Origin of the sequence: Paenibacillus baekrokdamisoli (genome assembly GCF_003945345.1) — a bacterium.
In the GTDB taxonomy this organism is placed as follows: Bacteria; Bacillota; Bacilli; order Paenibacillales; family Paenibacillaceae; genus Paenibacillus_Z; species Paenibacillus_Z baekrokdamisoli.
Genome location: NZ_AP019308.1, coordinates 1,434,808 through 1,448,043, shown reverse-complemented (window position 1 = coordinate 1,448,043; position 13,236 = coordinate 1,434,808). Strand labels below are relative to the sequence as shown.

The 13,236-nt window shown below is 47.1% G+C and carries 12 protein-coding genes; 1 reads left to right on the top strand and 11 read right to left on the bottom strand.

Annotated features, from left to right (window positions below; all coding sequences use genetic code 11):
* Positions 1-10: 10 nt before the first annotated feature.
* Positions 11-2,221 carry a heavy metal translocating P-type ATPase gene (locus tag EKN16_RS06320; RefSeq protein ID WP_125654678.1) on the bottom strand — a complete coding sequence of 737 codons (2,211 nt, stop codon included), beginning with the start codon at positions 2,219-2,221 and terminating at the stop codon, positions 11-13.
* 173 nt (positions 2,222-2,394) lie between these two features.
* On the opposite strand from EKN16_RS06320, the gene EKN16_RS06315 reads away from it, so the two are divergent.
* Complete coding sequence (locus EKN16_RS06315; protein WP_125654676.1) at positions 2,395-3,171, top strand: alpha/beta hydrolase; 777 nt, start codon at positions 2,395-2,397, stop codon at positions 3,169-3,171.
* Between the two features lie 64 nt (positions 3,172-3,235).
* On the opposite strand, the gene EKN16_RS06310 is transcribed toward EKN16_RS06315, so the two are convergent.
* The 10 genes from EKN16_RS06310 to serS all read right to left on the bottom strand — a co-directional run bounded on the left by EKN16_RS06310 (position 3,236) and on the right by serS (position 13,067).
* Positions 3,236-4,594 carry a beta-propeller fold lactonase family protein gene (locus tag EKN16_RS06310; protein WP_164522697.1) on the bottom strand — a complete coding sequence of 453 codons (1,359 nt, stop codon included), beginning with the start codon at positions 4,592-4,594 and terminating at the stop codon, positions 3,236-3,238.
* A 215-nt stretch (positions 4,595-4,809) separates the two neighbouring features.
* A complete protein-coding gene (locus EKN16_RS32115; RefSeq protein WP_164522696.1) occupies positions 4,810-4,953 on the bottom strand; it encodes a hypothetical protein in 144 nt (47 codons plus the stop codon).
* A 241-nt stretch (positions 4,954-5,194) separates the two neighbouring features.
* Positions 5,195-5,695, bottom strand: a complete 501-nt coding sequence (gene uraD, locus EKN16_RS06305; protein WP_125654672.1) for a 2-oxo-4-hydroxy-4-carboxy-5-ureidoimidazoline decarboxylase — start codon at positions 5,693-5,695, stop codon at positions 5,195-5,197.
* Positions 5,692-5,988, bottom strand: a complete 297-nt coding sequence (locus EKN16_RS06300) for a cytidine/deoxycytidylate deaminase family protein (RefSeq protein WP_125654670.1) — start codon at positions 5,986-5,988, stop codon at positions 5,692-5,694. Before EKN16_RS06300 ends, uraD begins: the two co-directional genes overlap by 4 nt.
* Before the next feature lie 128 nt (positions 5,989-6,116).
* Complete coding sequence (locus EKN16_RS06295) at positions 6,117-7,298, bottom strand: BMP family ABC transporter substrate-binding protein (protein ID WP_125654668.1); 1,182 nt, start codon at positions 7,296-7,298, stop codon at positions 6,117-6,119.
* A 378-nt stretch (positions 7,299-7,676) separates the two neighbouring features.
* Positions 7,677-8,036: a hypothetical protein gene (locus EKN16_RS06290; RefSeq protein WP_125654666.1), complete on the bottom strand. Its 360-nt coding sequence runs from the start codon at positions 8,034-8,036 to the stop codon at positions 7,677-7,679.
* Positions 8,037-8,159: 123 nt separating this feature from the next.
* A complete protein-coding gene (locus EKN16_RS06285) occupies positions 8,160-9,455 on the bottom strand; it encodes a DUF4129 domain-containing protein (RefSeq protein ID WP_125654664.1) in 1,296 nt (431 codons plus the stop codon).
* Complete coding sequence (locus EKN16_RS06280; RefSeq protein ID WP_125654662.1) at positions 9,452-10,555, bottom strand: DUF58 domain-containing protein; 1,104 nt, start codon at positions 10,553-10,555, stop codon at positions 9,452-9,454. The genes EKN16_RS06285 and EKN16_RS06280 overlap by 4 nt, the downstream gene beginning before the upstream one ends.
* A 29-nt stretch (positions 10,556-10,584) precedes the next feature.
* A complete protein-coding gene (locus EKN16_RS06275; protein WP_125654660.1) occupies positions 10,585-11,550 on the bottom strand; it encodes an AAA family ATPase in 966 nt (321 codons plus the stop codon).
* 242 nt (positions 11,551-11,792) lie between these two features.
* Entirely contained in the window at positions 11,793-13,067 is a 1,275-nt protein-coding gene (gene serS, locus EKN16_RS06270; protein ID WP_125654658.1) for a serine--tRNA ligase, read from the bottom strand.
* Positions 13,068-13,236 lie beyond the last annotated feature (169 nt).

Below are 13,236 nucleotides of genomic sequence, written 5' to 3'. Positions count from 1 at the left end.
ATAAGCAACCTCAAACAAGCTGACTACGGTTCAAGGCCCTGTTCATTTGACCACTTAATCTCAGAGCATTGCCTACAACGGAGACAGAGCTAAGTGCCATCGCGGTGCCTGCCATCCAGGGCTCAATGGCACCAAGTGCAGCGAACGGAATAACGACAAGATTGTATACAAAAGCAAATCCTAAGTTCTGACGAATGTTTGTTACGGTTAAACGGCTGATGATTAAAGCTTCATGGATACCCGTTAGCCTCGGACGTATAAGAGTCAGATGCCCAGCATCTAGCGCTGCTTCCGTACCATTCCCCATAGCAACACCGACATCGGCCATAGCAAGAGCTGGCGCATCATTGAATCCATCGCCAACCATCCCCACAATATGCCCTTCCTGCTGCAGCTTTTTAATAAAATTCACTTTTTGCTCTGGCAGCATCGAGGCATGAATGGAGCCTATACCTGTCTTAAGCCCTGCCGAATTAGCTGCAGCCCAATGGTCCCCAGTTGCCATCCATACCGCAATTCCTTCTGATTGAAGAGCTTGTACAGCCTCCACCGAAGAGCGCTTCACTGGATCTGCAAAGGCTAGTGCTCCACTAAACTCCCCATTGATCGCAACATAGACAACCGTTTCCCCTGCCATTTCTTTATTCGTGACAAATCGATTGACTTCCGGAGTTGGCTGCCACCATCCCCGCTCTGAGCCAAAGCGGGCGTTGCCCACCTCAATTCGCATGCCCTCGACGGTGGCTTCAACACCCTTACCTAGATAAGTTTGGAAAGCTTTTGCTTCAGGAACAACAAGACCCGCTCGCTTTGCCGCCGCGCATACGGCGGAGGCAAAGGGATGCTGGGCATGCTCTTCCACAGCTGCCACCAATCTCAGCAGTCGATTTGGTGATCCATATCCACTAGATATACCTGTTAATGAAGGATGCCCTTCTGTAAGGGTGCCTGTCTTATCGAGTACAATCGTATCAATCTGCGTCAGCCTCTCTAGTGCCCCCGCATCCTTAAGCACGATGCCTCGTCTAGCTAGCTTGCCCGATGCCAAAACAAGTGATATCGGAGCAGCAAGACCAAGCGCACAGGGACAAGCCGCCAGCAGAACAGCAAGTGCATGTACAGAGGCCGTTCCCCAATCGCCTGGCCGCAGAACAAGCAGCCACAGCAATAAAGTACCTAGAGAAAGCAGAAGCATAACTGGAACAAAAATCCCCGAGATTCGATCCACTTTTCTTCCAATTGATGATTTGGTCGACTGTGCCTGACGGGTCAGTACCGTGATACGACTTAACAGCCTATCCTCTCCGATAGCCGTTACTTGAATGCGAAGCGCTGAGAATCCACGAATTCTAGTGCCAGCGAACACTTGATCTCCGATATGCTTCGTAACGGGCATGCTCTCACCTGTTAGGAATGATTCGTCTACGGATGCCTGCCCTTCTAACACAATGCCATCCGCAGCAAGAAGCTGATTATCCTCCGCAAGAAGCTGATCACCCACTCGAATCCGATCGACCGGAATTTTTTCTCTTCTACCACTGCGGAGCACCAGCGCATCTTTTGCCTGCAGCGCCGCGAACGCTTCATTATCCCTCATCACCCGCTCGGTAGCTGATGCTTCGAGCAGCTTACCGAGAAGAACAGCCGTAATCACAACAGCTGAGGTCTCAAAGTACAGAGCTCCCCCCGTCATCATCGCATAATAACTATATCCGAATGCTGCTGTTGTCCCGATTGCGACCAGTACATCCATGTTCGCCATCCGTTCTCGCAGGGCATAAAAAGCACCAAAATAAAAAGGCATTCCGATAAAAAATTGAACAATTGCTGCGAGTATAAATTGCAGCAGCGGCTCCTGCAGCATGAAGGGTACCGGGATCCCGCGCAGCCAGCTATAATGATGTGCCATCGCCCAAAGTAAAGGAAACGTCAGAAGAGCTGCCACGATGAATCTCATTTGCAGCTTTTCAATTTCGTTGTCACTGCCTTTAGCTGCCTCCGCATAATCGGCATGAAATCCGATTTGGCCAATCCTTTCGATAATACCTGAGGCATTAGCGACATCTGGCGTGAAACGAATATGGGCTGATTTGGCTGCATATTGGACAGATATGCTGGATATGCCGGACATTTTGCCAACTGCCTTTTCAATCCGAACAGCACAAGCTGTACAGCTCATCCCTTGTATATGCAGATCAAGCACACCATTCTTCTCACTCATTGTCTACCCTCCTCCACCAGGCTCAAGGCTCGACCTAGAATATCTCTTCTCACACTATATGGCTGACCAGTCCAAGAAATGAATAATTGTTGATCGAGGCAGGATTTTCACACGGCAGCGTGGAATGTTGTTCTCAGACATTCATGATCCTTATATCAAATGGAGGTACTACTATGGCTCTAATTCAATGTGACTTTTATTCCGAAACACTTGGCATCTCCACCTCAATGACTGTCATTTTACCGCAAACGACTTATTCCCAAATTGGCATGCACTCACGCGCTTCCGATCAGAAGCATAAAACACTGCTTCTCTTACATGGACTTTCAGATGATCATACGATATGGCTCAGACGCACTTCCATTGAACGTTACGTTGCAGAACTAGGCATTGCAGTAGTCATGCCATCTGCTCAGCGAAGCTTCTATACGGATATGGAGCAAGGATTAAATTTTTGGTCTTTTATCAGCGAAGAATTACCTGCTATTGCAAGATCGTTCTTCCCTCTATCAGATCGCCGGGAAGATAATTTCGTTGCCGGTCTATCCATGGGCGGCTATGGCGCATTCAAGCTAGCGCTTAATCAACCAGATCGTTATCAAGCAGCGGCGAGCTTATCCGGTTCTCTTGATATCTCTAGCGTACATAAGCTGTTTTCTGATGACTTCAAGAAATCCTTCGGGTCTATGGAGCAAGCTGAAAACAGCTCTAGCGACTTATTCAAGCTAGCACGCGATGTAGCCGCTTTAGGCGACAAAGCTCCGCTTCTCTACCAGTGCTGTGGGACTGAAGATTTCCTATACGAGGACAATATCAAATTCCGTGACTATGCTCGAGAACTGAATCTACCGCTCACCTATGAAGAGGAGTCTGGTACACATGAGTGGGGCTACTGGGATAAACAAATCAAGCGTGTGCTCGAATGGCTTCCACTGGATTTGAATCGATAATTAACATCAAAAAAAAGAGGCAGTTCCATTAGTAGTCTTCAAGCTACTTAAGGAACTGCCTCTTTCAATTCAGCAATATCGGCGTAATTGCGATTCCTGATGGGAAGCTTCCAGTCGGCAGTATAGCAATCGGCAGCTGACTCTGTACATCAATGACGGCCACATATCCAAATGTCAGCACGGTAACGTAGATTTTCGCACCATCCGCTGATACGGCAATATCGCTAAGGTTGCTTCCTTCCGGCAGGTCGATCGTCGTCAATTTTTCATTGCGTGACGTATTAATAACAACGATCTCATCTCCCCCACGGCACGCTACATAAAGAAGAGCGCCGTCTGGCGTAACGACAAGATTCTGAGGATCACTGTTGACGTCAAGCTTAATCGAAGCAATGATGGTGTTTGTGGCAAGGCGAATGACATATACCTTTTCCAAATGGATATCGGTTACATATACAAAAGCACCGTTAGGTGAAATTACAACCGCGGAAGGCAGGCAGCCGCTAGGCAGCTTGAACGTTTGAATAATCGAATCGGTCATCGTATCCAACATGGCCATTGAGCCTTTGTTGATAAGACATAAGTAGGCATACCGGCCATCCGGAGTGAACGCAATACTTGAACAGTCGCATCCTTTAGGGAGGGGTATAAACTTGCTTATCGTTTGTGTAGCGATGTCAATGACAACTACGTATTCTTCAAGAAGAGTGGATACATAAGCTTTGTTGCCGTGCGGTGAGACAGCGACCGCAAATGGAACGGCTCCAACCGGCAGGATTATCTCGGCGATGACTGTTTGTGTGAAGGAGTCTATCACTTTGATCGTTTTGTCGCCTTGGCAGGTGACATAAACAAGAGCGCCATCTGGCGTTATCGCCAGCAAGCGAGGTCCACTGCCGGGAGGAAGCACAACGGTTGCAACCTGAGTTAAGGTAGAGGTTTGTATGACTGACAACGTGTGCTGTGTATGATTAGCCACATAGGCAAGCATCTGCTCATCTACTAGATTAGCACTCTCCGCATTTAACTGATGCTCACCAATGCTCGTTCCATCTTCACCCAGCTCTACGAGTAAGGAACGGACATCTCCTGCACCAAGACCATTCGTAACGATCCGTACGCCAAACATCTCTAGCTCACTAACCTCATGACTAATTGCAAAAACAGATTCATTCTGACCGAGCGGCTTCAACGTAATGAGCTTAAGAGTATGCAAGATCAGACTGCCATAGAGGCCTTCATGCTGCATGCCGCTCCCTTTGTCCGCTAGTGATTCATCCGTTAACGAGCTTTCTTTGTTCAGCGTATAAACTTGAATACCGGCAACAGCAGGCTGCCTTCCCATATTCATAACCGTCAAGTTGAGAACTGCGGTACGCTTATGCTTCCTATTAATCAGCAGACCCGAATCTAGTATTGGCATGCAGACGCCTCCTCTACTCTTCCATCCTCTATCGTATGAAATGGTAGAGCACATCGCATGAGACATTTCACCAACAGGAATAGTAGTTTTCAAAGCACAAAAAAACGTCCGATCTGAAGACTCGGACGCCCTTATTACGCTCTCCCAGCATTTCTTAAGCTATTCATCCGCATTCACACGGGATAATCTCACTACTCCTCTGAATGAAAATGATTCTACCCCTGCGGTCCATCAGCAAGCAGCTTCTGAATCTCATTCAATCGTTCAATCATGCTCTTCAATTCAATAGCAAGAAAATCCTCATCCGCCGCCGCGAAGGCTTGCTTGAGCTGTGTCAAGCTTGTAATAGCAGACGGCATAAGGGCAAAAGCTTGCTCTGTATGCTGGTAGAACGAATGTACCTGAAGATCATTGTGGCTAGACAGAATCAGTCACTCCTTAGTTATGGTCTAGATTAAATCTACCACCAAGCTTAAAGTGAAGTCCAGTCTGCCCTGGTATCAACATGTCTCTTTTAGCTCCCTTGATACGTGCTCTACCCTCCTGGTGCAAATAGCATTGGGACATGATAGTGCGCACTTGGATTCAACAATTCTTCATTTATTCTTCAACAACATCCTGTATACGAAATTTGGTGATTCGGCCAATCTCCACTAGTGCCAGCTGACGTTCTTCTATCGGTGTATGCTCCATTCTTGCTTTCAACGCTTCGAGGATATCCTCCTTGGACTTACCGCGAATAGCATAAACAAAAGGAAATCCGAACTTCTCCACATAAGCTCGATTCAGATTAGAGAACTGCTTGAATTGCTCAGGAGATAGACAATCAAGTCCAGATCCCTTCTGCTCTAGCGTAGAGAATTCACTTATTTCTAAACGGGTTACGAGATCCGGATGGGAACGTATCAAGCTCAGCACCTGCTCGGGAGCTGCCTTGTGAACAGTTCGCATCATAGCTTCATGCAGCTCTTGACAGGAATGAAACGGTCTTTGTTCCCAAGCTTTGTCCGCCACCCAAGGGGAATGCTCGAATATGCCGCCAATCAAATGGACGAATATTTCACGGCTGAGTGTGTTTAATTGCCAGAGTGTTATAATCATGACCAATACCCCTCATGAACGACAGCGGTCTCTGCTTCATAAATCGATCCCGTCACTTCAATATTGCCCTTTTCCAGCAGTATTTCTCCGGATGGGGCTACGAGAATAGCGCCAAAAGGCATATTCCCAGAAAGTATGGCTTGCTCGGACACTTCAATGCATTTTCGCAAATAACGTACATGCAGATCCCGTTCCCGCTGCTGTTCATTCATAACGATTCCCTCCCCATTTCGATGGCTCTTTGGACTGCTCGAAGGATTTCGCCATAACCCGTGCAGCGACAAATCATCCATATCCCTTCCTCTCCTTTCATCCAATTCGGCGCAAACGAAGCTTGCTGAGCATGCTTCCCACAATAATAGCCGTGTAACCATAACCTCTTGCAAGGGATTTGTTGGTTGGGGGAAATAGAGGCTAGTGGTTACTTGGGAATAGTGCCGTCTACTCCTTTAACAAACCAATCCATTTTCAAAATATCTTCTAGACTCATGGTATCGCCTGCTTTGACCTTCTCAGCTCCACTAGCTTCCATAATGGAGCCAGTGAACACTTTCAAGCTGCCATCCAATATCTTCGCTTTAGCGTCTGCTACCAACTTCTTCACATCGTCCGGAATCTTAGGTCCAAGCGGTGCAATGTCTACCCTGCCATCTGCAAGAGATCCCATATATGGCGCATTGGTCCACGTTCCAGCCTCTACCGCCTTCATAATTTTGGAATAATAGGGACCCCTGTTCCAAGTCGGATTGGTTAAATAATCATCTGGAGCATCCTTCGTCCTGTCAAAGTCATTGCCGCTCGCGAATGCCCCTCGTTCCGCAGCTGCTTGAACAGTAGTCGACGAACCCCGATAAGCAAGCAAGACATCTGCGCCTTTATCGAGCAAGCTGATCGCCGCTTGTCGTTCGGTAGTTGGATCGTACCAAGTATTGGACCATACGACACTAACTTTGGCATCTGGATTCACGCTCTGCGCGCCTAGCGCAAATGCATTAATGTTATAGATGACTTCTGGAATTGGAAAAGCACCGACGTAACCGAGTAGATTCTTCTTCGTCACTATACCTGCCGCAATACCAGCTAGATAACTGCCTTCAAAGTTTTTGCCGAAATAAGTTCCCATATTATTCGCAGTTTTGTGGCCAGCCGAATGCTCGAAAATGATTTTTGGGAACTTCTTTGCAACGTTCAACGTGTAATCCATGTAACCGAAGCTTGTCGTAAAAATGATGTCATGATTCTGCGCAAGATCGGTTATGATTCGCTCCGAGCGGACACGGAGAAGAAAAAGCCTTGCGTCGCTTTTGTTTAAATTGGACCTCCTAGAGATGGCGGCTGGACTTACCAGCATGAACAAGGAGGAAAATTTATGGAAGAACAAACAGGCATCAAAGCGGATACAGTTGAGAATATACCGGAGAGCGCGGATGACAGCTTTATTAATTATGGTTGTGTTTCCCTTCGCTGCATCGTTTGCCGTTATGTCCGCCTTATTCGTGTTCGTTGCCGCTGTATTGTCGCTCTTCGAACAGCCAGAAAAAACGATCGCAATCGTAAAGATGAATAACAAACCCATCGTCCACACTTTATTTGGCTTTCTCATTTGGTTCCTCCCCAGGCCTCGTGACCGAACAGTAATTAGCTCAACTGCAACACTGACCGCAATTTCATCCGGACCATCGGCACCGATCGCCCATTCCACGTCCAGGAAAGGGACCTCCATATCCGCAGCTTACGAATGAGAGATGACAACCAAGCTTCATTAAGAGTAATAAACATGTTATATAATATTACATTTTAGACTGGATAGTGTCCATTTTCAATAATTTAATGTAAATATATCTAACATATAAAAAAATTTTCTCAGCTTCCTTTTAGACAGCAAAAACCCCTCGCAGCAATTTGGAGCGGCTTCTTGCACCGCATTACCATAATCACTTTCGAGGGGCTATATCTAGCAAATAAGCTATACATCCAAACTTTATTGTACGAAACCATTCGTTGGCATGGTTTGATTCGACGCATTCGATACTTGATTGGCTGACAGCGTACTTTGTACTTGCTTCACTGCCTGCTGTAGGCGTTGTTGAATGCTTTGAATCTGACGTTTTTGTGCATCCATTTGCATTTGAATCTGATTCTCCGCCAAGTTGAGCTCACTTTGAATATTTTGAAGCTCCTGTACGACCTGCTGTACCTGTTGCGACTTTGGATCTAAGCCTGCATTGCGAAGCGCTTGCTGCGCTTGCATCTGTTCCTGCTGCTGCTGCCTCATCACTTGCTCTTGGAACTGCTCATAGCTCAATTGCTGGCTATTCACAGGCTGATTTTGATTATCCATCTTTGCATCCTCCTAGAAGTTGTCATCCTCGGGCTATACTCGTTTCCCAAGTATATACACAGTCATGTTATCCCCGATTAGAATGCCCGCAAAGATGGATATTTATGTATGCGGCGTTATCCGTTACCGGCCGCCCTTATCTTGCTGCTCCTTCAGCTGACGAAGCTGCTCATCCGAAACAGGCTTCCCGCCATATCGAACGGAATTGTAGGAACGAACGAGCTCCGCCGCCGATCCAGCATCTTGCAGTTGCTGCTGCATACTCAGCTCAGCACCCGTTTCGCTTGGTGTGAAATGAGGCTTGAATGAATAGCCATTCCTCACACGTCGCCCTACCCATTGTCTGTACAAATAGCGAATACGCGATTCATAGTCGTTCAGATCCTTCCAACGCAGCTTTGGTTCTTTGAAAGAGCTCCGCCATAAGCTTCCAATCCGCCCTGGCTTCTTAATATTCTGAATATCATCTACATAACCCTGAGGAGATTCCTTTTGCTTTTCCCTCTTAAAAAGCTCTGCAAGCTTCTCGCGCAGCTGCTTAAACCAGCTTGGCAAATATTTGAGCTTACGAATTACAAGCCAAAGCAGAGCCGCAGCAATCAATACAAGCAAGCCATACATAATATAATCGCCCCAGTGTGAAGGCGGTTTAACATCATCAGGAAAGGGCAGCTCAGGCGGTGGTTCATTAGGAACTGGTTCAGGTACGGGATTCTGCTTCCCACTGCCTGAGAATAGCTTAGCCAGCCTAGCGACCAGCATGCTCCATAATGATCCAAACAAAGCTTGAATCTGATAACTAAATACGATAAGTATCGTGATGACAAGCAAAATGCCGACAAAGAGTTGATTATGTCTTCTGACGGTAGGCTCCACCATAGGCTTGTTGCTGCCAGAGAGCGATTCTTGATCGACAAGACCTCGATTGGTCTTAAATAATGCAAGAACAAGTACAAGGAGTCCAGCAGCTGTGAACAAAGCTTGATAGGAGGAAGCATAATCATGCTTGATCCCAAAAATAACGGATACGATAAAATAGGCCAGCAATCCTAGACTATAATGGCGGGGAGGCACGCCTTGTGCTGCTGACGATACCGCAAGTCGTTCACCGCGAAACAAGCAGAATGTCAGGACTATCGTTTCGACAGCAGCTTCTACTGAGCCACCATTTTGCATCCAGCTGAAGCCACCTGCAACGATAAGGCTAATCATCAACAGCGGAACTGAGTTCCTGAATTTCAAGAGAACATTCAATAGAAAGCCAACTGCATATCCGAACAATTGCATGACTACCAGCTGCCATAAAGCTGAAGTAGGCGGCGCCTGCAGGTAGAGAACCAATACAATCGGAAAAATCAGCAACAGCTCAAGGATTCCGATCACAAAAACTGAAGTGAAATCTCTCCATCTGTGCTTCATGCCGAATCACCTACCCGCACCAGATTGATCGGCATCCAGTCCACACTATGACCACCGCTTCTCATTTTGTCGATAGCCAGCTCGATCTTCTCGCTCATGAAGGCAGATACGATGACAACATCATAGGAATCTTCATCTTGCCATCGCTCTGTCAATTGATGGAGCAACGCGTCGAAAGGCACTTCACGTACAATAACTAGCTTGGCCATTTGTTCTAAAATATGCAGTAAATGCTCATTACCACTGCTCCGTTCTACAGTCATTGGCATACCAGGAACATCAATCTCATGTCCATTCGCAGCAAATCCCGTTTCCAAGCCTTGCTCTGTGGCATACTGCACAAGCGCAGCAGCCATTCGAATCCCCTGCTCAATCAGCTCAGTATCCTTTACCACATCCCACATTTCGGCGTGATCTTCTACATTCAACAGAATCATCAGCCTGTAATCAGCTGTGAAATCCCGTCGATGAACCTGAAGCTTGCCCGCTCGTGCCGTCGCATTCCAATTGATCGTCTTTAGCGAATCACCCGAGTGATAGTCGCGAACACCGGAGATCGTGAATGGATCTTCTACAATCCAGCGCCGCACCGCAATATCTCCTTGGAAACTTCGCGAGGGGAAGTTTAGTTCCGAGTAGTCGACCGGCTGCGGATACACGACAAGCTCTTCCTTAAGCGGCAATTTCACATGGGAGCTGAACATGCCGAACAAATCACCATAGGAAAGTGAGGCACTCGATAGCCGGTAGAAGCCTCTTTGAACACATTGTACGGAATGTCTTCTTGTGAGCTGTTTATTGCCCATTAGACTGAATAAGCTCTTATGATTCTGATAAAATTGCCCACTGCTTACATCAAAATTAGCATTTCTTTCAAACTTTAGCCCCGTGTGAAGCAGTGATTCCACCCGCAACCATGGCACTGGAAGTGATTTACTGTTCGTAAGTCGTTCAATCATTTCAATACGCTCGCCCTCAAAGCAGTGACTTACACTAAAGCGTCGTTCATAAGTCAGCTTCTTCATTCCGAACCTACGAAACACAAACTGTTGGATGATAATAACGACGATTGCACTTAAAATATACCAATGTATGCCCATTCTCCAACGTCCTCCGCATCCGGTTGCTCTTAAGAGCGAGTCAAAAGCGGTGTATCCGAAGGTACCGCAATCATTTGCAGGATTGATTCCACAATACTCTCTGCCGCGTTTGGTCGCAGCCGCTGAGCGCTTCTTACCGTGATCCGGTGTGCAAGCACGGGGATCGACATCGCTTTCACATCATCAGGCATGACATAATCTCGTCCATGTAAGGCGGCAAAAGCCTGACAAGCTCTCAGCAAAGCTTGACTGCTCCGAGGGCTAGCTCCAAGTGCAGCATCCGCATGGACCCGCGTTGCTTCAACAATTGCCAGCATGTACGATAGTAAATCATCGGATACAGCAACCGACGTATAGATACGTTGAGCCTCTTCGATTTCTTCAACTGTAGTCACAGGCTGCAGCTGGTCAATTGGATTATCCGACATGAATCTTTTCATAATACCAATACCTTCTGCTGTTGACGGGTAACCCATTTTCACTTTAAAAAGAAACCGATCCAGCTGCGCTTCTGGCAGTGGGAAAGTCCCTTGCTGCTCGACTGGATTTTGGGTGGCTATAACGAGAAAAGGACGGCTTAACTGATGTGTGGTCCCGTCAATGCTTACCTGCCGTTCCTCCATACATTCCAGAAGACTGGATTGTGTCCTTGGCGTTGCACGGTTTATCTCATCTGCAAGGACTATATTGGTAAACAGCGGTCCCGGTCTGAATTCGAATTCAGAGAGCTTTTGATTATAGAAGTGAATACCGCTCAAATCGGACGGTAATAGATCCGGAGTGAATTGAATTCGTTTGAAGGAGCAGTGCACTGATTTTGCCAGCGCTTTCGCAAGGAGGGTCTTGCCTGTTCCAGGTACATCCTCTAATAAGACATGTCCCGATGTAAGTATAGCGATGAATAAATGATCCATGATTGCTTCCTTGCCTACGATTACCTTACTGACATTCGTACGAATTCGATCCGCTAACCCTTGAATCTTTTGCAAAGTCATCTGACGGTGCTCCTCTCATCTTCCAAAGAAATGGCAGTCCTATTTTTCAGTATAACTGCTAATTGTTGGAATCGCCACAGCTTAACTTGATGATCATCCCTGCACATCCCTGCACATCCCTGCACATCCCTGCACATCCCTGCACATCCCTGCACATCCCTGCACATCCCCTACCATATTGATAGCGCCCCAACCTGAAGTCGGAGCGCTATCAATAGAATGCCTTTTGACTTAAAAGACGACTAACGAAGAGCTTCCTGTCCTTTCATATAAGGACGGAGCGCTTTTGGTACATAGATCGATCCATCCTCCTGCTGATGATTCTCGAGCAATGGGATTAGAATACGAGGCGTTGCCACCATTGTGTTATTGAGCGTATAGGCAAACTGCAGCTGTCCTGTCTCGTCCCGGTAACGAATACGCGAGCGTCTGGTCTGAAAGTCGAGCAGCAGTGAGGCCGAATGTGTTTCTCCGTAGCTATTACGGCTTGGCATCCAGGTTTCCAGATCATATTGCTTATAATTCTTTTGCGACATATCCCCTGTGCAAACAGCAACAACCCGATAAGGAAGCTCAAGAAGCTGCAGCAGCTTCTCCGCATTGGCAGTCATTTGCTCAAGTATCGCTTCCGCCTGTGCAAGATCAGCCTGACAAATCACAACCTGCTCTACTTTCGCGAATTGATGAACTCTATATAGGCCATGCACATCGCGTCCTGCTGATCCAATCTCACTTCGATAACAAGGGCTTACAGCCCCAAGAAGCATAGGCTTAGTTAAGTCGAGCACCTCACCGCTATAATAAGATACAAGCGGCACTTCCGCCGTCCCAACCAGCCACTTGTCTTCCTCTTGAATCGCATAGGTTTGATCCCGATGGCCTGGGAAGAAGCCCGACGCAACCAACGTCTCTTCCTTCACCATAATCGGTACATCAAGCAGGGTATAGCCTAGCTCTATCAACAAATCAAGAGCAAGCTGCTGAACAGCACGATGAAGCATCAAACCATTATTTTTGAGCACATATTGTCTCGACCCGCCAATTTTGACCCCACGTTCCAAATCAAGAATATCCAAGCTTTGACCGATTTCAACGTGGTTTCTAGGCTGGAAGCTGAATATCGGCTGCTCTCCCGTTCTTCTTACCTCTACATTGTCCTTATCGCTTGTTCCAACAGGCGTTGTAGGTGAAGTGAAATTAGGTACAAGCAGCATCAGCCTCTCAAATTCCGCCCCTACATCTCGCAGCTCCAAGTCAACTGTCCTTAACTTCTCAAGACTTTCCTGAGCGATTACCCTCTCTGCACTAGCTTCTTCCCTGCGGTGCTCGATCATCAACTGCTTAATCTTGTCTGATCGTTTATTACGTTCTGCCCGAAGCGTTTCACTTATCGTGAGAAGCGCCCTTCTTCGATCATCAATCGCAATGAGTTCCAGTACATCGAAATTTATCCCTTTCTGATCTGCTGCTTGCTGCACCTCTTCTGATCGGTTTCTTATCGTACGAATGTCTAACATGGCTAAGCACTCCTCTTCGCGAAATAACAAAATACGCGTTCTTCTCCCCATAATGGGACGAAGAACGCGTTCGCGGTGCCACCCAAATTAATCGTTCATTGCTGAACCGATTCTCTTGATCCGCAGGTAACGGTGCGGTACCGGAATACTTAAAGGACGCTTGCAGCCC

Bases quoted from the DNA above. Each gene is read 5' to 3' on its own strand.
- EKN16_RS06320 (WP_125654678.1), bottom strand. From the start codon at position 2,221: ATGAGTGAGAAGAATGGTGTGCTTGATCTGCATATACAAGGGATGAGC.
- EKN16_RS06315 (WP_125654676.1), top strand. From the start codon at position 2,395: ATGGCTCTAATTCAATGTGACTTTTATTCCGAAACACTTGGCATCTCC.
- EKN16_RS06310 (WP_164522697.1), bottom strand. From the start codon at position 4,594: ATGCCAATACTAGATTCGGGTCTGCTGATTAATAGGAAGCATAAGCGT.
- EKN16_RS32115 (WP_164522696.1), bottom strand. From the start codon at position 4,953: ATGCCGTCTGCTATTACAAGCTTGACACAGCTCAAGCAAGCCTTCGCG.
- uraD (WP_125654672.1), bottom strand. From the start codon at position 5,695: ATGATTATAACACTCTGGCAATTAAACACACTCAGCCGTGAAATATTC.
- EKN16_RS06300 (WP_125654670.1), bottom strand. From the start codon at position 5,988: ATGGATGATTTGTCGCTGCACGGGTTATGGCGAAATCCTTCGAGCAGT.
- EKN16_RS06295 (WP_125654668.1), bottom strand. From the start codon at position 7,298: ATGAGAAAGCCAAATAAAGTGTGGACGATGGGTTTGTTATTCATCTTT.
- EKN16_RS06290 (WP_125654666.1), bottom strand. From the start codon at position 8,036: ATGGATAATCAAAATCAGCCTGTGAATAGCCAGCAATTGAGCTATGAG.
- EKN16_RS06285 (WP_125654664.1), bottom strand. From the start codon at position 9,455: ATGAAGCACAGATGGAGAGATTTCACTTCAGTTTTTGTGATCGGAATC.
- EKN16_RS06280 (WP_125654662.1), bottom strand. From the start codon at position 10,555: ATGGGCATACATTGGTATATTTTAAGTGCAATCGTCGTTATTATCATC.
- EKN16_RS06275 (WP_125654660.1), bottom strand. From the start codon at position 11,550: ATGACTTTGCAAAAGATTCAAGGGTTAGCGGATCGAATTCGTACGAAT.
- serS (WP_125654658.1), bottom strand. From the start codon at position 13,067: ATGTTAGACATTCGTACGATAAGAAACCGATCAGAAGAGGTGCAGCAA.